We start from the raw sequence: 19,878 nt of genomic DNA, 5'->3' as shown, positions 1-19,878 counted from the left end.
ATGACCATAGGTACATTGGATTCGAACGGGCTGTGGCTCGGCCGTATTGAGCGCGGTGGAATCGGCCCCAGCGTGGTGACCCTGCGCAATGGGCGGATTATCGATATCACGTCAAAAACGGCACCAACTGTCAGGGACATTCTGGAACGCGACGATGAAGCAGATCATGTGCGCAACGCTCAAGGTGAAGATATCGGCCCTTTGGACGCCGACCACCAATGGCTGGCCCCGTGTGACCTGCAGGCGGTCAAGGCCTGTGGTGTCACATTTGCCGGGTCCATGGTCGAACGCGTAATCGAGGAACAAGCCGCCGGTGATCCTGCCAAAGCCGACGCGATCCGGGCGCGCATCGGAGACCGGATCGGAGACAGCCTCTCGAACATCCTACCTGGATCGGACGCGGCCGCAGAGGTCAAAGAAGCACTGATCGCTGAAGGCCTCTGGAGCCAGTATCTGGAAGTCGGGATCGGCCCCGATGCCGAGGTGTTCTCCAAAGCACAAGTTTTGTCTTCGGTCGGGTTCGGTTCAGAAATCGGTCTTCACCCGATTTCGACCTGGAACAACCCCGAGCCCGAGGTCGTTCTGGCCGTTACTTCTAAGGGCGAGATTAAGGGCGCTACGCTGGGGAACGACGTCAACCTGCGTGACGTTGAAGGTCGTTCGGCTTTATTGCTGAGCAAAGCAAAGGACAACAATGCCTCTTGCGCGATCGGACCGATGATCCGGTTGTTCGATGATGGGTTCACACTGGACGATGTACGCCAGGCTGAACTTGCGCTGACCGTGACCGGATCGGATGGATTTGTGCTGAACGGAAGCTCATCTATGTCCCAGATCAGTCGCGATCCTGCAGACCTTGTGAAGCAGACTATCGGGCGCCATCACCAATATCCTGATGGGCTGATGCTTTTCCTTGGCACCCTGTTCGCCCCGACCCAAGACCGTGACACACCTGGCGGTGGGTTCACTCACAAAATTGGCGATGTCGTCACTATCTCCAATACACGCCTTGGAGCGCTGACAAACACCGTGCGCCTGTCGACGGAATGCCCCGAATGGACCTTTGGGGCATCACACCTGATGCGAAACCTCGCCCATCGCGGCCTGCTGTAAGAGAGAACGAATATGTTGACCGGAAAACACCTGATAGCTGGCGAATGGATCGGCGCAGACACCACTTTTGCGTCAGAACCAGCGCATGGACCAAGCCATGACTTTTCTGTGGGGACAGCGGCGATGATTGATAACGCGGTGGAGGCAGCAGAGTCGGCATTTGCCACTTTCGGGTGGTCCTCTCGTACCGAACGTGCCGCGCTGTTGCGCATGATCGCAGATGAGATTGATGCCCGCGGGGATGCCATCACCGAAATCAGCGCTCAGGAAACCGGCTTGCCCGAGGCGCGCCTGCAGGGGGAACGTGGCCGTACCGTCGGCCAGCTGCGCCTCTTCGCCGATCACATCGAAGCGGGTAATTATCTGGACATGCGCCATGACCCGGCCATGCCGGATCGTACACCCCTGCCCCGCCCCGACTTGCGCATGATCCAGCGCCCGCTGGGTCCTGTTGCGGTGTTCAGCGCGTCGAACTTCCCATTGGCCTTCTCGGTTGCTGGGGGCGATACCGCCGCGGCACTGGCCGCAGGATGTCCGGTTGTCGTTAAAGGCCATTCGGCCCATCCCGGCACGGGCGAGATCGTGGCGCAGGCCATCGACGCCGCCATCAAGGCGACCGGAGTTCATCCCGGAGTGTTTTCATTGGTACAGGGTGGCAAACGGGATGTGGGCACGCGATTGGTGCAACATCCCTTGATCCGGGCGGTTGGCTTTACGGGCAGCTTCGGAGGTGGACGGGCGCTGTTCGATTTATGCGCGCAACGCGATGAACCCATTCCGTTTTTTGGCGAACTGGGTTCAGTCAATCCGATGTTCATACTGCCGCAAGCGGCGGCCGCGCGCGGTGCTGAAATCGGCAATGGCTGGGCCGCGTCCCTAACCATGGGCGCTGGACAGTTCTGCACCAACCCCGGTATCGCCGTGATCATCGACGGTCCTGATGCTGACGCGTTTCAAGCAGCGGCAGAGGCTGGCCTGTCTTCGGTGGCCGAGCAGACAATGCTGACCGATGGAATTGCGGAGGCATACCGAAACGGAGTTTCGCGTGTAGCTGCTGGTACCGGTGTATCGAAGATTATCGGCACAAGCTGCAAGTCACGCGATGCGGCCCCATACCTGTTCACTGTTTCAGGTGATGACTGGCTCGCCAATCGGAAGCTGCAAGAAGAAGTCTTCGGACCATTGGGCATCATCGTACGCGTGAACGACAGCTCTCAGATGCAACAGATCGCGCGGGCCATCGAAGGGCAGTTGACCTGCACACTACATCTGGACGCAGGTGACAAAGCGGACGCTCAGGCACTGCTACCGCTGCTTGAACGAAAGGCTGGGCGATTGTTGGCCAACAGCTTTCCGACCGGGGTCGAAGTTTGCGACAGCATGGTTCACGGAGGCCCCTACCCCGCCTCAACCAACTTTGGCGCAACATCCGTGGGAACATTGTCGATACGCCGTTTCCTGCGGCCGGTTTGTTATCAGGACATCCCATCCGAGCTTCTACCCGAGAAATTGTGAGGTTGTTCATGTCGACAATCAACCCATCCAACCGGCTTGCAGATAAGACCGCTCTCATCACAGCAGCTGGCCAAGGCATTGGCCGTGCAACCGCCGAATTATTCGCTGCCGAAGGCGCACGGGTGATAGCCAGCGACATCAACGATGCTGCGCTTGCCGAATTGGGCGGTATTCCGGGTATCGAACCGCTGCAACTGGACGTAATGGACGATAAGGCCGTTACAGATGCATCGGTCAATCTGCCGCAACTGGACATTCTGTTTAACTGCGCAGGTTATGTAGCGGGGGGATCAATTCTTGAATGCACTGAAAGGGATTGGGATTTCAGCTTTGACCTCAACGTAAAGGCCATGTTCAGACTGATCCAACTGACTCTACCCGGAATGCTGAAAGCAGGCGGAGGATCGATCATCAATATGTCGTCGGTCGCATCGTCCATGAAAGGCGTGCCCAACCGATTTGCGTATTGCGCGTCAAAAGCAGCGGTGATTGGCCTGACCAAGTCTGTGGCAACCGATTTTGTGACCCAGGGCATTCGGTGCAACGCGATTTGTCCAGGTACGGTGGACAGCCCCAGCCTGCATGACCGGCTTCGCACCACCGGGGATTATGAGCAGGCAATGACTGATTTCATCGCCCGTCAACCGATGGGCCGTATTGGCACAGCGGAGGAGATCGCTGAACTGGCTCTGTATTTGGCCAGTGATGCCAGCAAATACACTTCGGGCCAGCCCTTTGCCATAGATGGCGGCTGGACGATCTGAGCAGGAAGGACCTGACAATGAAACTACTACGCTATGGCCCGAAGGGCGCTGAGAAACCCGGCATTTTGGCCTCAGACGGTTCGGTTCGCGACCTTTCCGGTGTGGTGGATGATATTTCGGGCGATACTCTTGGCGATGTCGTTCTTGAAAAGCTCCGCGCACTAGATTTGGCCAGCCTGCCATTGGTAGACAGCAACCCGCGCATCGGTCCTTGCGTTGGCAATGTTGGAAAGTTCATATGCATTGGCCTGAATTATGCCGATCACGCAGCAGAAAGCGGCATGGAATTGCCTGCTGAGCCCGTAATCTTCTTCAAAGCCACCTCGGCCATCGCCGGCCCCGACGATACCGTAGAAATCCCGCGCGGATCGGTCAAAACCGATTGGGAAGTTGAGCTGGGCGTCGTTATCGGCAAAGAGGCCAAATATGTCTCTGAGGCGGAAGCCATAGACCACGTCGCCGGCTACTGCGTAGTGAACGATTTGTCAGAACGTGACTTTCAGCTTCATCGCTCTGGCCAATGGGTCAAAGGAAAGTCTGCGGACACGTTCGGCCCAATTGGCCCCTGGCTGGTAACACGAGACGAAGTCCCCGACCCGCAGAACCTTCCGATGTATCTTGAGGTAAACGGGCACCGATATCAGGACGGATCAACCAAAACGATGCATTTTGGCGTAGCGACGGTCATCTCGCATCTGTCGCAATTTATGTCTTTGCAACCCGGTGACGTAATTTCTACAGGCACACCCCCGGGTGTTGGTATGGGACAGAACCCGCAGACCTACTTGAATCCCGGCGACAAAATGGAGCTTGGTATTCAGGGTTTGGGCACGCAACGTCAGAACGTCATCCAGGGATGAGAGCGCGCTGTTGGCGAATGCCATAAGTAGCCTTGAAGCAACAAAAGTAAGCGAGAAGGTTTTGTCTCAGATAACGCCGCCCGTATACTGATTATCTATCAGGCCAGTATATATTCTTATAGGCGCTTCTCGCGCGATTAATCCGGTATTTGTAGTATCGGATCAGGTTACCGAACATCTTTCTGGTTGCTTAGGGCGTTTCAATACTGAGAAGAGTCATTGTTTTTTTAGCAAGCTTTAACAAAGCCTGTCCTTAAATCACGATTCAGCAGGCCCCTAAGCCGGCTAGATGGGGCGCCTTCGCATTAAAGTAGGCAGACCGATACAGCTCTTAATAATACTTATTAAAGTATTTTGCACACTACGCCCAAATGACCTTCTACTCAGTCAATCATTCAACCCATCGCCGCCCTTTCTTTGGCAAGCCACAGCGCAATCATATCCATCATTGATAGGTGCTCACGGCCAATCCGTTATATGCTCACGCGCCTCGAATATGTTTCGGTACGCTATGTTGGTCTTCCCGTTGAAATGTAGTGCCGGGGCGCTCGAAGATAGAAGCGATCGCGTCGTCCCTGCCCTGCCGCGAAAACTGTGTATCTGTTCAGCCGCGACTAACTACATAAATTGTAGATTATCTGCCCTAGTTCCATATCAATACGTTAAGAAACCTTCTACTGATGGCCTGAACTTGTATTCGTCAACTCTGCTCGGAACGTACCTGCCCGAACTACAAAACAAGAATTTGAGGCCGGGCGGTAAAAGCTAAGCGTTTAGATGGTCTCCCAGGGTACCGTATTACACGATTGGTCTTTTTATGCAAAAAAACGGCGCTGAGATTAACCAGCGCCGCGCTTCGGATCTATCTCGCTAAGCCCGTCTTACCCGTGGGTAAGATCGTCTTCTTCTCGCAGATCCTCGATCAAAGTGGCCACAGCACGTTCTAATTTCGCCCTATCGACACGGGTGAAATCGAGATCATAGCGAAGTTCGATCCTTCCGCTGGATGCAGAACATTTTGCAATCCCTGCCCTGCCCCTTACCTGAAACGTTGTCTTCGCGCGGCGTGGTTTACCTACGGCTTCAGCCTTTGGCTTAGCGGCGGTCGCATTTTCGATTGTGAGAAAATCGCGAAGAATGGCCACTTCGCGCACGCTGTCGCGATTTGGTTCACTCACCAAAGCCGCACTGACTTGTCGGATCAATCCAGGATCAGAGTCGAGCTTTCGTTTGAGTTCAACCCCCACATTCCGTGGAATGTCGTTTGGGTGCATAAGAACCTTTTCCAACATGGCCAGCAAAGTCGCAAACGCCCGAATATAGCTGCGCTTGGTATAGCTTGCAGATTTGAACAAGGTTGAAACCGCTTTGTCGACATCCGGACAATCATTGGCGGGGTCTTCCGCATAGGCACGCGCAAGCGCGCCCATTTCCGCAAACGAGATATCCTTTCGGATCAGGTTTTCATCGACCATGCGACGATAGCTATCATCCAGCTCTGCAACGTCAGAAACACCGGCCGGAATCGTCGCAAATCGCGCGTCGCCAGTTTCCTCAAGTAATGCGCGAAATGCCGATAATCTGCGCATTCCTTGAATTAACTCAAAGCGTCCATCGTTGCGACGCTCGACCCGGATCGGGTTCGAAAGACCCACATCCTGAATAGAAGCCTTCAACTCATCCAACTCAGGATCAGGGCCAGGCTTGCGGTCGCGCGTCAGGCGCTCGGTAACAACATCCGCCAATGCGATCTGTTCAGTAACATACCCTTCGGAACGTAGTCGCACAAGCTCGTGCGCTAACCTGTCATTTTCGACTCTGATTGCATCTTCGGTAGTTTGCTGGTCGCGTAGCGCATTAGCGTTCTCGGAGATTGCAGTGGCCATTGGTCCGCGCCTTTTCTCAAGCGCTTTATCCGGAACCTTGCCAACCGGGATTTCTTCCATCGCTGGCATATCGATATCGAACATTCTGCGTTTTCGGCTCATACGTCATCCTCCAGCTTGTCCCAGGCCGATAGCATGACGCCCCGGAATTCATCATAAACATTATCAAATGTCGAACGCGCGCGACGCCAGGTTTCCCTCGTCATCTCACGGTAATCCATCTCATAAACTGAACTCAGGAATCGACCCGATTGCTCGACCGCACGCGTCATCTCGACCGGGTGCTCGGCGAGGTGCTCACCAAAGACTTTGCGGAATGCGTCATACATCGCTGTGTGCAGTGCGTTCCCCGGTTCGTAGCGCGTAAGCAAAAACCGAATTTCGCAGAATGTCTTGGGTAAACCAATCTTACCCGTGGGTAAGGTCTTGTCGAAACCATAGGCCAGATCTTCGAGGGCTTCAGCCAACTGTCCAATGAATGAGGTGGTTGAATCGTATTCCCAGTATCCGGGCCCCGACGGGATATACAACATGTCTGCTGCGAACACCGCATTCATGGATTGGTATCCTATCGCAGGCGGGCAATCGAACAGGATCAGGTCATAAGCATCATTCGGTATTTGATCCAGATAGCGGGACACAGCTGCAAAAAAAGACCACTCAGGATTCAGGTGCCGATATTGTGCTGATGCGAATTCGACGAAAGCAGCGTTGGCGCAAGAAGGGATCGCATCAATCGTTGACCATGAGGTCTGCTTGATAAAATCAGAAATGCGCAGTTCGCCGAGGCCCATATCCGTTATAGAAGGTGGTAATTCTCGGCGGGGCAGGGCAGTTCCTGACTCCGCAGCCGCAGGGCGGTTATTCATGCGCTCGGTTTCACGGATCAGATCCCGCGCCATGATACCCCAGACGGTGAAATCTTCAGCGACATCGGTTAGACCCATCGAATGGCTGAGCGTCGCCTGAGGGTCAAAATCCACCACTAATACTCGGTAGCCGTCCAGAGCAGCGGCGTGCGCAAGATGCAACGCTACGGTCGACTTGCCAGCCCCCCCTTTGAAATTGGCAACAGCGGCCCGAACCGCCCGCTTGCCCGCAGGGCGTGGGGGAGTGAGCGCTTTGCGATTAACCTTAAGCCGCCGCCTGAGCTCATTTACCTCTTCCAGACTAAACCAACGCTGCCGCCCATCAGGCTCGACCTCGCCTCCCGGCAATGAAGGATCGGCAGCCAGCTTTCCTCGGAAAGTCGATTGGTTCACCTTAAAGATCAGCTCAGACACCTCCCAGCTTGAGAACCGCCTTAGCGTCTTCTCCATCTCAGGGCTGAAAGTCTGCTGGCGAATCCAGCCCTGCAATTTCAGGGACTGGGTGCGCAATGCATTCAGGTCTTCGTGCGTGTACATGCCTCAGTTCTCATTCTTCTGGACGTTATTTTTCTCTCTTTTGTTATTTACGCCCGATTTGCATATTTGGCAAAAGAAATTATTGTAAGGTTGTGATGTTACCCACGGGTAAGAAAATATGGCCGTATCTAGTGCTGTCCGATTCGGAACGCTGCTTCTTTCTGCGATCGTCCTGACTTCGGATATCCTACCAGATTTAGGGGGACACAACTCAAGCAAATACGGCATATAGGGGGACATTATTGCTCGATAAGGGGACACCCAGTATGTCCCCCATCACCATAAATTCACCTATTTATTTTATTTTTTGATAGCGAATAGCAGCTACCAAATAGCGTGATCTCAACGAACTCTTGACAGAATCGAAGTATTGGACGCTAATCAGTGAACAATCACGAAAAGCGTTGGGAAACGGCGCGATTACGGCGGGATCAACCCGCATGAGGCAAAAAAGAGCGGTGAGGAAACGGATGCAGGTTGCGAAACCGGTCGGGCGAAATGCGCCTGCACTGAAGTACGATATCTTGTCGGCTCTCGCCGTTCACGCCTTATCAGGTGACAAGCATCGTCATCGCAGTGTTCTTCGCATCATGACATTAATTACCACGCGCTATAACTGGCGCTCCAATGAACTGTCGATTGGTCGGGAAGAGATCGCTCGGTTGTGGTCCGTGAACGAACGCACAGTTAAACGTGAGATGGCTAAGCTGCGCAGCGCAGGCTGGATTGCGGTCAAACGACCCGCCGCTCGGGGTCGGGTTGCGGTTTATGAACTCGACCTCAAGCAGATCATGCTGGACACAATCGAAACCTGGCCCGTCATCGGGACGGATTTCCAAGAACGAATGCAGCAGAAGCCAGAGCGCGATACCAATGTTGTGCCATTTCAGTCAAAGCCATCGATCCCACCGCCACAGGGTGAAGACGTTTGGGCACAGGTTCAATCGATCCTACATGAGCGTGACCCAGAACTTTGGTCCAGTTGGTTCAAGCATCTGAACGAAGCCGAAAGGGCAGGGGGCCTGGCGATTCTGATTGCGCCAACGCGTTTCATGGCGGATTACATTGCACAGAAATGGTCGGGGAGGGTTTTGGCCGCTTATTCGCGTGTAGACCCTTCGGTTCGAACAATTCGCATTGAAGCGGCAGAATAGGGCGCGGGCTTGCTCAACTGGCAACAGGCGACTATCTAGCGGAAACTGTTTATGAGCGCGTCAGATGTGACATAGCTCGATCCTGATCACAGTGGACATGTGCATTGCAAAAGATCAAATCAAAATTTGCGGCCGTATTGAGTGATTCCGTCCTGTGGCGACTGCTCTCCGAAAATATGCGCGAGCAAGCGGTCCCTTATACCATCGCGATCATCGCGATGGTATTTGTTGCGGCAACCACTGCAGGTATCGCCTTTATCATGCGTGATGTGGTGGATTCGCTGTTTGACAGTGAAAACTCAGCCAAGATTTTCGGCGTTTCGATGGCTGTATTCTCGATCTTCCTGGTCAAAGGGATTGCGACTTACGTCCAGATTGTGGCTCTGACCCGTGCCGGTAACCGGATCGTCTCGAAACAGCAGATCAAGCTTTACGACAAACTTTTGCGGCAAGGGGTGTCATTCTTCAATTTGACCGAAAGCTCGGATCTGTTGTTGAAGGTGACACAAACCGCCCAGGCTGCGCGCACGGTGATCGAGATTATGGTGACCACTGCGGTGCGCGATATGCTTACATTGATTGGTCTTTTGGCCGTGATGTTCTACCAGCAACCGATCTTGTCTTTGTTTACGCTTATCGTCGGCCCTTTGGCGATCTTGGGTGTTCGCATGCTGCTTCGCAAAGTGCGAGAGATTGCGGATATGGAGCTGCAATCGATGGGCGCGATCATGAAGGTCATTCAAGAAACCTCGGCTGGTATACGTGTGGTCAAGTCCTTCGGATTGGAAGAGCGCATGGCCCTCGAAATGAATTCGGCGGTGAAAAGCGTTGAGAAGCGCCGCAACAAGCTTGCGCGTTTGCAAGCTGCGACGAGCCCGCTGACGGATATCCTGGCCGGGTTTGCAATTGCCTCGGTCATCGGGTTGAGCGCTGGTAAGCTGTTTGGCGCTGCAGCGTCCACTCCGGGTGAACTGATGTCGTTCGTGACCGCTGTGATGATGGCCTATGAGCCCGCGAAGCGCCTGACGAAGGTGCGGGTGAAGATGGAGCTGGGTCTGCGCCGGGTGCAGATGTTGTTCAATATGTTGGACGAGCCTGAAACTCTGCCGGAAGAGGCCAATCCCAAAAGCCTGCCTGATGGTCCGCGAGAGGTGGTGTTCGACGCCGTCACTTTCGGCTACCGTCGTCGCGATCCGATCCTGAAAGGGCTTTCGTTGACGTTCGAAGCTGGCAAGACCACCGCTCTGGTTGGTCTGTCCGGCGGCGGCAAGTCGACCATTTTGAATTTGGCCCTGCGCCTTTATGACCCGAGCAGTGGTTCGGTATCGATCGATGGTCAGGATATCAAGTACGCCTCGTTCAAATCACTGCGCCAGAACATGTCGTTCGTCGGGCAAGAGACGTTTCTGTTTTCAGCCTCAATCGCCGACAACATCCGTTTTGGCCGTGAGGGTGCCTCGCAAGACGACGTGATCGAGGCTGCCAAGGCCGCGAATGCCTATGACTTCATCATGTCGCTTGAGAAAGGCTTTGACACTCTGGTTGGTGAAAATGGTGCCTTCCTGTCCGGTGGTCAAAAACAGCGCCTTGCGATTGCGCGCGCGCTTCTGCGCGACAGCCCGATCCTGCTGCTGGACGAACCAACTAGTGCGCTGGACTCGCGGTCGGAACATCTGGTTCAGGAGGCATTGGGCCGCCTGACCGAGGGGCGCACGACAATCATTGTGGCTCACAGGCTTTCAACCATCATGCACGCGGACAAGATCGTCGTGATTGAGGCTGGTGAAGTTCTTGAGCAGGGCAGCGCCCAACAGTTGCTGAAGAAACCGGGACCATTCAAAACCCTGTATGACCATCAGTACTCGAACGCCGTCAATGCCGAATGATCCCGACGTGATCCAGCGGCCTGACATTACACCGGCGCGTTCGCCCCTGAGCGCGTCAGTGATCATCCCGACCTATCAAAGCTGGGACCAATTGCAGCTTTGTCTGGATGGGCTCGCCTCTCAGACATTGAACACAAACCAGTTCGAGATACTTGCAGTCAACAATGATCCGACCGACCCCATGCCAGACGGGTTTCGCCTGCCCGCCAACGCCCGCATCCTAAGTGAGGCAAAACCCGGCTCATACGCAGCGCGCAACCGGGGAATCGAAGAAGCCGCCTCGGAGCTACTGTTTTTCACCGACTCCGATTGTCAGCCTGACCCGCTCTATCTAGAGGCCGGGTTGAAAATAGCCGAAGACCACCCCGAGGTTAATCGCTTTGGTGGCAATGTTGTGCTGATCCCGAACGGGCAGGATTGGAAGACGACCGAACTCTATGATGTTCATTTGGGATTAGAGCAAAAAAAATGGGTGGAACGTGGGCGCGCGGTTACGGCCAATCTGATCGTTCGGCGGGAGCTTATGGATCGCATCGGTCGGTTCAACGACACGGTGTTGTCCGGCGGGGACATGGAATGGAATGATCGTGCACAATCTGCGGGCGAAGCGATTGTGTTTGCCGAAGACGCCATCGTCCGTCACCCGGCGCGCGACTGTCTTGGGGATCACATCACTAAAGCCCGTCGTATTGAGGGGGCTAGGCTGCGCCGCAATGCCAAGCGCGGCATCGTAAATTACATCCCGCCTTTGCAGAAATTGATCCCTTCCTTCAAGACGTTGAAAAACCTTCTGAGGAATCAGGATCTGTCAACCAAACAGGCTTTTGGTGTGTGGGGCGTTCACTATGTGATCCGCGTTGCAAAAATTACGGAAACCATTCGGCTTCTCTGGCTGCGGAGGCCTGACCAGCGGAAGTAGTGGCCACTGGCAATGATAAACCACTTTCAGACCATGACGCTACGCGTTCTGGTTCGGCTTAATTCAAGTTGATCCTTAAGGTAGGACTCTTGGACAAGTGACTGCGGCACACTCTGTGTTCGCCGCTCGACCAACTAGCTTTGTTTAACATGGCGCTCTGGAAATCAATGTACTCTAGCTTTGAGCTCTTTCATCACAGCTAGTGGCACGATTAAAGTCGATCTCCGCGTTCGCGTATATTGATGGTCAGTACTTTGTTCATATCTGATCACGCTGATCCAGGTACCGATTGCACAGGGCGTTGACCGTTGCGTGCAGGATGATGGTGAGTACCGCCAACACGATCAGCGCGGCGAACATCAGATCGGTTTTGGCACGGCCATTGGCCAGCAACATCAGATATCCCAGCCCACGCGACGCTCCGACCCATTCACCGATGACGGCACCGATCGGGGCATAGACGGCAGCCAGACGCAGGCCGCTGGCAAATCCGGGCAGAGCAGATGGAATACGGATGTGCCACATTACTCGGGCAGGTGACGCCCCCATGACCCGAGCCAGATCCAGCCAGTCGCGATTACTGCGCATCAGTGCATCAAAGAAAGACGAAGTAACCGGGAAATAAATGATCAGCAGCGCCATGGCGATTTTGGCCTCGAGCCCGAAGCCAAGCCACAGGGTCAGAATCGGTGCCAGAGCAAAGACGGGGATGGTCTGGGAAAACACCAAAATTGGTCGCACCAGCGCGCGTACTAGCGGTGAGGCGGCAAGGCCGATGGCCGACAGCCCGCCCAGCACTGCGCCAAGGGCCAGCCCGATCAGCACTTCGGTCGCGGTGACCAGCCCATGCTCCAGCAGAAGGTTGCGGCTGTTCCAAATGGTTTCGGAAACCAGCGCTGGCGGGGGCAAGATAAAACGCGGCAAGCCGGTGGCCCAAACCACCAGTTGCCAAAGCGCTACTGCCATTGCGGTGGCGGCGATACCCGCACGCCAACCTGTCATCGGGCTACCGGGAAGCCTGCCCATGCGGCATCGAAAAAGGCACGTTCAAGGGCGACGGCCTTGCCGAAGGCTTCAGCGACCTCGGCCTGTGCCTGGTCCGAAAGGGTCGACCAGATCGCGTCCAATTGTCCACGTAGGTAGGCGACCACACTTTCGAACCCGTCGCCTGAGTGCAGAGTGATCCATTCCCCCAGCCAGAACGGCAGATCTTCGGCGCGGGCTTCGACCGGGCTGGCCCAATCCAGATAGACCCATTCCGCGACCACCAACACCGCCAGCATCCGCTCGTAGCGCCCGGATGTGCGGGCTTCGTCCATCAGGGCCTGAAACGCCAGGGTTTCGGGTGCGGCTTCGCTTGCCTGGGGCACGTCCAGCGCGTCTAATGCACGCAGGAAGTACGTGTTCTCTGGCCCGCAGATCTGGCCCAGAAAGCGCGCGCCCGGCACAGCATCGGCGAGGTTGGGTGCATGCGCCACTGCTGAGGCCAGCAGACGCACGAAGCCTTCCACGAAAAGGTAATCCTGCTGTAAATAGCCAGCCATTTTGCCGTGATCGAGCGTTCCGGTAGCCAGCGCATTGGTAAAGTCATGTGTCGTGGCCGCTGTCCAGTTGTCCTGGTTCAGCGCCCTGAGAGTTTCGCTTGTGCTCATCTGTCAGTCCTGAGTTGTTGAAGCAGCGCGGCCTGGATGCCCAGCACGCCCGGATCATCAACAGGGCGCGGGATGCTGCCCATTGGAGTTTCGACCGGGTGCAGCCCGTCGCGCGTCATGATCATGATGTTCTGCCCCAGCCGCGCCACTTCGGCCGGGTCATGGGTGATAAGCAGCACCGTACGTCCCTTCAGCAGCTGTGCGGTGAGGTCCTGCATATGCACCCGAGTCAGGGCATCAAGGGCTGAAAATGGTTCGTCCAGCAACACAATGGGGCGGTCTTCCATCAGGGTTCGGGCCAAGGCCACGCGCTGTCTTTGCCCACCGGAGAGCTTTCCCGGTTTCTTGCCCAGATGTGTGCCTAGCCCAACTTGCTCCAGTACCTGCTCGGCCCGGCCCCGATCGAATTTCTCGCCGCGCAATCGTGCCCCTATTGCCACATTGTCGAGCGCTGATAGCCAAGGCAGCAACAAATCACTCTGCGCCATTAAGGCCACCCGCCCGGCCAGCGCGCCACCGTCCGAGGCCCAGATTTCACCGTCCAAAGAAACATGGTCTCCCAGTCCGGCCAGCAGCTTGAGCACTGTGGATTTGCCCACACCACTGGCCCCCAGAAGACAGGTCCACCGCCCTGCATCAAGTCGCAGATCAATGCCGTGCGCGATGGATGTGTCGCCAATCGACAGTGATCCGCGCAGATATAGGTCGGGGGCCGGGCTCATGGCTGCGATGCCATGCCCCAAAAGCCGACCTCAAGCTCGGTCGCCTTGTGGAAGCGGTCGCAAAGATTTGCCCAACGTGGGCAGTTTTGCGGGTCATCCCCGATGCGCCGCGCTACCACGCCATCGATCAGCGCGCCAACATCGCAGCAGACCTGTTGGTAATCTTCCCCGCCATAAGTGTTGATCCAATCGGCATAGGTTTCTGAGGTCTTTGCCACCGAAAGCTCCGCCCCGATCACACCATAGCCCATGACGCAGGGGGCCAGTGTGGCCAGCAGATCAAGCATATCCCCTGAATGCCCGGCATCCAGCACATAGCGTGTATAGGCAAGATTAGCCTGACGCTCTTGCGTTGCAATAAGTTCTTCCTCGGAAATCCCAGCCTCGGCGCAGATGCCGATATGCAGGGCAAGCTCGTCATTGATCAGTGCATTCACTGTCCCCGCGGCGAGGCGCATATCCGCGACGGTCTCGGCCTTGGTCACCACCAGCGCCCAAGCGCGGGCGAAATGGATCAAAAAAACGTAGTCCTGTTTGAGATAATGCAAAAACGCCGCGCGCGGGAGGGTTCCATCACCCATGCCCCGCACGAATGCGTGGCGGGTATAGGCAGGCCAGGTTTCCCCGGCCGCCGCTCGCCACGCCTCAAATGAGGTGCCGTAGTTCATTGTGCCCCCAGATCGACCGCGATTTTCGATACTGGGCGGGTGCCCTCGACTAGGCCGCTTTTGGCCAGAAATTCCTCGAAGCGGATATAGCGGCCTTCGTCCAGCGCCTCAGGACGCAAGGCAAAGCGGGGTAGGGTGTCGACCCAAGCCTTTGCATTCAGCTCGTCGTCCAGCTCTTCCGCGTAGCTTTTGAAAACCTCCCAGCTTTCATCCGGGTTGTTGACGATGTATTGCGTGGCCAGCTCGGTGGCGCGCAGGAAGCGGCGCACCTTGTCCTTGTCCATCAGCTCGGGGTTGGCGACATAGATCAGCTCGTCATATGTCGGCACGCCTTCTTCTTCGACATAGAAGCATCGGCCTTCGACGCCTTCGATTTCCATCTGATTCAGCTCAAAATTGCGATAGGCACCTATCACCGCATCGACCTGCCCCGACATGACCGAGGGGCTGAGCGAGAAGTTGACGTTGATCATCTCGATCTCGTCCAGCGCGACGCCGTGCTTGCCCAGCATGGCGCCCAGCACTGCCTCTTCCACGCCAGCGACCGAGAACCCGATCTTGCCGCCCTTTAGCTGGCTGATCTCTTGGATCGGGCCGTCCTTTAGTGTCAGAAGACAGCTGAGTGGCGTTGCCACAAGTGTACCTACGCGCATCAGCGGCAGACCTTCGGCTACCTGGAGGTGCTGGTTTGGTTGATAGCTCACGGCGATGTCACCCTGCCCGGCGGCTACCAGTTTCGGTGGGGCCGAGGGATCAGCAGGCGGCACAATCTCGACCTCAAGATTCTGGTCTGCGAAATAACCTTTTTGCTGCGCTACGATGATCGGACCGTGATCAGGGTTTACGAACCAATCCAGCAGCAGAGTCATCTTGTCTTGTGCCAGCGCCGGTGTAGCCATCAGCATCGCCGCTACGGTCAGAAAATGTTTCAATTCGGTTTCCTCGTTTCAGTTGTTGTCACCAAGGGCCAGAAGCTTGATTTCGGGCCCGTTTTTCGTGGAAATCCGCATCGCCGCCTGCCAGGCCCGAAGACCGGAACGGCAGGCAAGGATGAGGCGTCTGTTGTTTTGCAAAAGGGGGTCACGCGGATCGATTTCATCGACACTGAGGCGCTGAGCCCCGGCCAGCTCCGGGCCAGTTTCATCTGCGGCGCGTAGGTCGATTACCAGATCGTCGGCCCGAAGCATCTCTTGCGCTATGAAGTCCGGCTCTGGTGCGGGATCCGGCGCGCCGTCAAAGCGAAAACCGCCAAAGCGCATGCTGGTGGCCTCATAGGTCACCAGACGCCCCATTGGCGTAAGGTCCCCGCTCAGCACCGCAACCGCGATCTGCGCTTGCAGACTGCCGATCATACCCACCGTCGGGCCAAGCACGCCATCGGCGTCACAGGAACCCAGCCTTGCAGGCAGATCCGGGAACAGCGCGCGCAGACCCGGAGCCTTGTGGCAGAAGCCCCCGACATAGCCCTCCGAGCCCACCACGCTGGCGCTGATCAGCGGCAAATCGGCATCAAGGCAAACATCCGAGGCCACATAGCTGGCGGCAAAACTGTCGGCACAATCCAGCACCAGATTGATGCCCTGACAAAGTTGCGAGGCATTGGCCGGATCAAAGCGGGTTTCGACCGGTTCGATCCGCACCTCATCATTCAGCGCCATCATTTCACGTGCTGCCACCTGCACTTTGGATTGCCCTATGTCGCGTTCACGGAACAGCGTTTGGCGGTGCAGGTTCGACAGGCTGATCTTGTCAGCATCAACCAAACGGATACGTCCCACACCGGCCCCGACCAGATATTGCAGCACTGGTGCGGCAAGCCCTCCTGCGCCAATCACCAGTACATGCGCGGTGCGCAGGTTTTCCTGCCCCGACGCGCCAAAGCCAAATACAGCAATCTGGCGTGCATAGCGGCTCATAGGCAGATCCTTAGCCATTCGCGTACACGGGCTTCTGGGTCGTCCTTCAAGGTGATGTCGGTCACGGCGGACACGATGTCGGCCCCGGCGGCGAACGCACCCTGCGCGCGCTCGACCGACATGCCACCTATCGCCACAAGCGGAATAGGTCCGATCCGCGCCTTCCAGTCGGTCAGCTTTTCGACACCCTGCTGGTGCCATTTCATCTTTTTAAGAATGGTCGGATGAACGGGCCCGAGTGCCACATAGTCAGGCCGCAAAGCCAGCGCACGCTTAAGCTCTGCTTCGTCATGGGTTGAGACTCCAAGTTTCAATCCAGCAGCTCGGATCGCGTCAAGGTCAGCGGTGTCCAGATCTTCCTGCCCTAGGTGCACCCAGTCGCAGTCAAGCTCAATCGCCAGTTCCCAATAGTCATTGACCACCAACAGCGCGCCGTGGTCGCGGCACAAATCCCGCGCCTCCGCCAACTGCGCGCGCACCGCATCCAGGGGATGTTCCTTGATGCGCAGCTGCACCAACCGCACTCCGAGCGGCAGCATTCGGCGCAGCCATGAGATGTCATCGAATATCGGGTAGAACGACGGCAGCGTCACAGCATGGCCTTTCCGAAAACAGGTGTTGAGGGCGCGGCCATGTCGCGCGGTTCCATAGCATCGGCACCGAAGGCCAAGGCACCGGCTTCAACCGCGCGGGCAAACGCTTGGGCCATCGCCGCCGGATCACCTGCCTTAACGACCGCCGTGTTCAGCAGCACCGCATCATAGCCGATTTCGATGGCCTGTGCCGCCTGTGATGGCAGGCCCAGCCCTGCATCAACCACAAGAGGCACCTCGGGAAAATGAGCCCGTACCGAGCGAAGGCCGTAAAGGTTGTTCAGCCCCAGTCCGGTGCCGATCGGCGCCCCCCAAGGCATCAACACACGACAGCCTGCCTCGATCAGTTTCTCGCACAGCACCAGATCTTCGGTGCAATAGGGGAAGACGTCGAACCCATCGTCGGCAAGGATGCGCGCCGCCTCCACAAGGCCGAACGGGTCGGGCTGCAGAGTGTCGGCATGGCCGATCACCTCAAGCTTGATCCAGTTGGTCTCGAAAAGTTCGCGCGCCATCTGCGCCGTAGTGACCGCTTCGCGTACTGAGTAGCACCCGGCGGTATTGGGCAACACCTCGACACCCAAATCACGGATCAGAGACCAGAAATCCTGCCCGGCCCTTTCACCACCCGCCTCGCGACGCAGCGACACCGTGGCAATGCCTGCGCCCGAACGTCGAAACGCATCGGCGAGCACTGCGGGCGACGGATACTGCGCGGTGCCCAACATCAGGCGCGACGCTATTTCCTTGCCGTAGAATTCCGGCATGTCAGCCCCCCTGCCGCGGCGAAACCAGCTCGATCCGGTCCCCATCGGAAAGCATTTGCGCCGCACGTGTTGATGCCGGAACGAACACCTCGTTCACCGCCGTGGCCAGTTTGTCATTGCCTTTGCCTAGTTCGACCAGAAGATCGGCAAGGCTGGGGCCCTTGGCCTCGACGGCCTCACCATTCACCATCAGTTTCATGTGGTTCTCCCCGGTGTTTTGTGTGCGATTTTCGTGTTTTGGCAGTTCTCGTACCAAAGCGCGGGCTGCGTGCCGCAGGTCACCAGATCTGCCACCATCCCTGCCAACGCCGGAGCAAGCAGATAGCCATGGCGGTACAGCCCGTTCACCATGATGCGATCGTCGAAGTGGCGGATGCGTGGCTGATTGTCCGCAAAGGCCGGGCGGGCATCGACTCCGATTTCCAGCAGCTCGGCTTCACCAAAGGCTGGATGCAACGCGTAGGCCGCATTCATTAGTTCCATCACGGATCGCAGGCTTGCGCGGCTGCGCTGCCCACTTTCGATCTGGGTTGCGCCCAACATGAATACGCCATCGCCGCGCGGTACAATGTAGAGCGGGAAACGAGGATGCAGCAGCCGCACGGGACGCGACAGCGACACATCCGGGCAGCGCACGATGAGCATCTCACCCTTTACCCCGCGCAAATCGCTCAGCCGATCCTGCGCGGCCAGACCACGGCAGTCGATGACCTGACCCAGCGTTTCGCTTGTGGTCAGAAACTCAACGCCCGAGGCCACCAGCTGCGCATGCAACCCGGTCAACATCGGGCGGGGATTGAGATGCGCTTCACTCGCGATGAACAACGCCTTGCCGAATTGCTCGGCCAGATGTGGCTCATGGAGGGCGATGCCCTCACGGTCCAGCCATTCCACGCCTTCGGCGCGCCGTGCAAACGTCGTCAGCTCGCTCTGATCCCGGCCCAGAGCGACAACCATGGTACCGTTCCGGTTCACATCCTGACCGAACTGCGCCCCCTGCTTTTGCCACCAATCCGCTGCTTTACGCCCGTGTTCCACAACGGGCTGTTCGGCGACTGCGCCCTCGCATTCTGGTGCCAACATGCCACCGGCCCACCAGCTGCAGGAATGCGTATTCACGGGACCTGCCGGGTCGATCATCCGTACGGAAACACCGCGTGACACCAGCTCGGCTGCAACGCAAAGCCCAGCAACCCCTGCACCCAGTATGGTGACAGCGCTCATGCCCACATCTCGTGAAAATGATGCACCGGGCCGTGGCCTTGTCCAATCTCCAACCCGTCGGCACGTTTTATTGCAGCGTGCAGCCAGCCATGCGCCCGCCGCACCGCAGTCTCAAGATCCATGCCCCGCGCAAGGCAGCCCGCAATTGCTGCGGAATAACTGCAGCCAGTACCATGCGTGTTGCGGGTCGCGATCCGCGGTGCCCCCAGCGTGACAACGAACCCTGACTTTGCCAGCACATCAAGGCACTCAATGCCATCGGCATGGCCGCCCTTGATCAGAACTGCCTTAGGACCTAGCGCCAGCAACGGCGCAACCAGTCCGGCACTTTCGCCCTTATGGGTTTGTCCCAGCAGCTTGTCCGCCTCGGGCAGGTTCGGTGTCAGCAGGTCAGCGTGCGGCAGAAGATACTGCTTCAGCGCGGCAATCGCTTGATCCTCAAGCAGGGCGACCCCGGATTTCGCCACCATGACGGGGTCGAGGACTACAGGTCCGGAAAAACCTTCCAATGCACGGGCCACTGTTTCGACCAATGATGGCGTGCCCAGCATTCCGATCTTGATGGCGTCTATGCGGATGTCGTCCAGGACCGCCTTGATCTGAGCCGCGACCACATTGTCGGGTACCGGATGTACTGCGGTCACGTCACAGGTATTCTGCGCGGTTATCGCGGTGACCACGCTGCAACCGAACACGCCCATTGCGCCGAATGATTTAAGATCTGCCTGAATTCCCGCGCCGCCCCCACTGTCGGAACCGGCAATCGTTAATGCTGTCGCAACCATGGCACATCCCTCATTGTCATGGTCAGGATGTGCGTGGAAAGACCCGTA

The 19,878-nt window shown here is 56.9% G+C and carries 20 protein-coding genes; 7 read left to right on the top strand and 13 right to left on the bottom strand.

All coding sequences use genetic code 11. The features are described from left to right. The 4 genes from ACR0DE_RS01720 to ACR0DE_RS01705 are packed head-to-tail and all read left to right on the top strand — an operon-like array spanning position 1 to position 4,252. Positions 1-1,113, top strand: coding sequence for a fumarylacetoacetate hydrolase family protein (locus ACR0DE_RS01720; protein ID WP_480751409.1), 1,113 nt, complete (start codon positions 1-3; stop codon positions 1,111-1,113). Positions 1,114-1,125: 12 nt separating this feature from the next. Continuing rightward, positions 1,126-2,628: an aldehyde dehydrogenase (NADP(+)) gene (locus ACR0DE_RS01715; RefSeq protein ID WP_480751407.1), complete on the top strand. Its 1,503-nt coding sequence runs from the start codon at positions 1,126-1,128 to the stop codon at positions 2,626-2,628. A gap of 8 nt (positions 2,629-2,636) precedes the next feature. Further along, entirely contained in the window at positions 2,637-3,392 is a 756-nt protein-coding gene (locus ACR0DE_RS01710) for an SDR family oxidoreductase (protein ID WP_480751405.1), read from the top strand. Between the two features lie 17 nt (positions 3,393-3,409). After that, complete coding sequence (locus ACR0DE_RS01705; RefSeq protein ID WP_170423108.1) at positions 3,410-4,252, top strand: fumarylacetoacetate hydrolase family protein; 843 nt, start codon at positions 3,410-3,412, stop codon at positions 4,250-4,252. A gap of 881 nt (positions 4,253-5,133) precedes the next feature. Here the strand turns inward: ACR0DE_RS01705 and ACR0DE_RS01700 are convergent. Further along, the gene (locus tag ACR0DE_RS01700; protein WP_480751402.1) at positions 5,134-6,240 is read right to left on the bottom strand and encodes a ParB/RepB/Spo0J family partition protein; all 1,107 of its coding nucleotides are present in this window, start codon (positions 6,238-6,240) and stop codon (positions 5,134-5,136) included. Then, entirely contained in the window at positions 6,237-7,544 is a 1,308-nt protein-coding gene (locus tag ACR0DE_RS01695; RefSeq protein WP_170423104.1) for an AAA family ATPase, read from the bottom strand. The genes ACR0DE_RS01700 and ACR0DE_RS01695 overlap by 4 nt, the downstream gene beginning before the upstream one ends. Before the next feature lie 440 nt (positions 7,545-7,984). Here ACR0DE_RS01695 and ACR0DE_RS01690 point away from each other — a divergent pair, with 440 nt between their 5' ends. The 3 genes from ACR0DE_RS01690 (at position 7,985) to ACR0DE_RS01680 (ending at position 11,503) form a co-directional block, all read left to right on the top strand. After that, complete coding sequence (locus ACR0DE_RS01690; protein WP_480751398.1) at positions 7,985-8,698, top strand: DnaA N-terminal domain-containing protein; 714 nt, start codon at positions 7,985-7,987, stop codon at positions 8,696-8,698. Positions 8,699-8,835: 137 nt separating this feature from the next. Beyond that, positions 8,836-10,584 carry an ABC transporter ATP-binding protein gene (locus ACR0DE_RS01685; RefSeq protein WP_480436466.1) on the top strand — a complete coding sequence of 583 codons (1,749 nt, stop codon included), beginning with the start codon at positions 8,836-8,838 and terminating at the stop codon, positions 10,582-10,584. Beyond that, on the top strand, positions 10,574-11,503 hold the full coding sequence (locus tag ACR0DE_RS01680) for a glycosyltransferase family 2 protein (RefSeq protein WP_480751394.1): 930 nt from the start codon (positions 10,574-10,576) through the stop codon (positions 11,501-11,503). Before ACR0DE_RS01685 ends, ACR0DE_RS01680 begins: the two co-directional genes overlap by 11 nt. Positions 11,504-11,761: 258 nt before the next feature. On the opposite strand, the gene ACR0DE_RS01675 is transcribed toward ACR0DE_RS01680, so the two are convergent. Genes ACR0DE_RS01675 through thiD form a run of 11 tightly spaced genes read right to left on the bottom strand, consistent with a single transcriptional unit; the run spans position 11,762 to position 19,830 of the window. Next, positions 11,762-12,505: an ABC transporter permease gene (locus ACR0DE_RS01675; protein WP_480751391.1), complete on the bottom strand. Its 744-nt coding sequence runs from the start codon at positions 12,503-12,505 to the stop codon at positions 11,762-11,764. Then, positions 12,502-13,155, bottom strand: coding sequence for a TenA family protein (locus ACR0DE_RS01670; RefSeq protein ID WP_480751388.1), 654 nt, complete (start codon positions 13,153-13,155; stop codon positions 12,502-12,504). The genes ACR0DE_RS01675 and ACR0DE_RS01670 overlap by 4 nt, the downstream gene beginning before the upstream one ends. Continuing rightward, positions 13,152-13,877, bottom strand: a complete 726-nt coding sequence (locus tag ACR0DE_RS01665) for an ABC transporter ATP-binding protein (RefSeq protein WP_480751386.1) — start codon at positions 13,875-13,877, stop codon at positions 13,152-13,154. Before ACR0DE_RS01665 ends, ACR0DE_RS01670 begins: the two co-directional genes overlap by 4 nt. Then, positions 13,874-14,545, bottom strand: coding sequence for a thiaminase II (gene tenA, locus ACR0DE_RS01660; RefSeq protein ID WP_170512112.1), 672 nt, complete (start codon positions 14,543-14,545; stop codon positions 13,874-13,876). Before tenA ends, ACR0DE_RS01665 begins: the two co-directional genes overlap by 4 nt. Continuing rightward, positions 14,542-15,450 (bottom strand): ABC transporter substrate-binding protein, encoded by a 909-nt coding sequence (locus ACR0DE_RS01655; RefSeq protein ID WP_480591664.1) that lies wholly within the window; start codon positions 15,448-15,450, stop codon positions 14,542-14,544. The genes tenA and ACR0DE_RS01655 overlap by 4 nt, the downstream gene beginning before the upstream one ends. 42 nt (positions 15,451-15,492) lie before the next feature. After that, positions 15,493-16,461 (bottom strand): ThiF family adenylyltransferase, encoded by a 969-nt coding sequence (locus ACR0DE_RS01650; RefSeq protein WP_480751383.1) that lies wholly within the window; start codon positions 16,459-16,461, stop codon positions 15,493-15,495. After that, positions 16,458-17,054 carry a thiamine phosphate synthase gene (locus tag ACR0DE_RS01645; RefSeq protein ID WP_170561737.1) on the bottom strand — a complete coding sequence of 199 codons (597 nt, stop codon included), beginning with the start codon at positions 17,052-17,054 and terminating at the stop codon, positions 16,458-16,460. Before ACR0DE_RS01645 ends, ACR0DE_RS01650 begins: the two co-directional genes overlap by 4 nt. Continuing rightward, positions 17,051-17,821 carry a thiazole synthase gene (locus ACR0DE_RS01640; protein ID WP_170625590.1) on the bottom strand — a complete coding sequence of 257 codons (771 nt, stop codon included), beginning with the start codon at positions 17,819-17,821 and terminating at the stop codon, positions 17,051-17,053. Before ACR0DE_RS01640 ends, ACR0DE_RS01645 begins: the two co-directional genes overlap by 4 nt. 1 nt (position 17,822) lies before the next feature. Next, positions 17,823-18,020, bottom strand: coding sequence for a sulfur carrier protein ThiS (gene thiS / locus ACR0DE_RS01635; protein ID WP_170394182.1), 198 nt, complete (start codon positions 18,018-18,020; stop codon positions 17,823-17,825). Next, entirely contained in the window at positions 18,017-19,045 is a 1,029-nt protein-coding gene (locus tag ACR0DE_RS01630) for an FAD-dependent oxidoreductase (protein ID WP_480751378.1), read from the bottom strand. Before ACR0DE_RS01630 ends, thiS begins: the two co-directional genes overlap by 4 nt. Next, entirely contained in the window at positions 19,042-19,830 is a 789-nt protein-coding gene (gene thiD, locus ACR0DE_RS01625; protein WP_480751375.1) for a bifunctional hydroxymethylpyrimidine kinase/phosphomethylpyrimidine kinase, read from the bottom strand. The genes ACR0DE_RS01630 and thiD overlap by 4 nt, the downstream gene beginning before the upstream one ends. Positions 19,831-19,878: the final 48 nt, after the last annotated feature.

It is taken from the genome of Ruegeria sp. C10 (genome assembly GCF_056537805.1).
This window is presented reverse-complemented; position numbering and strand designations above follow the sequence as displayed.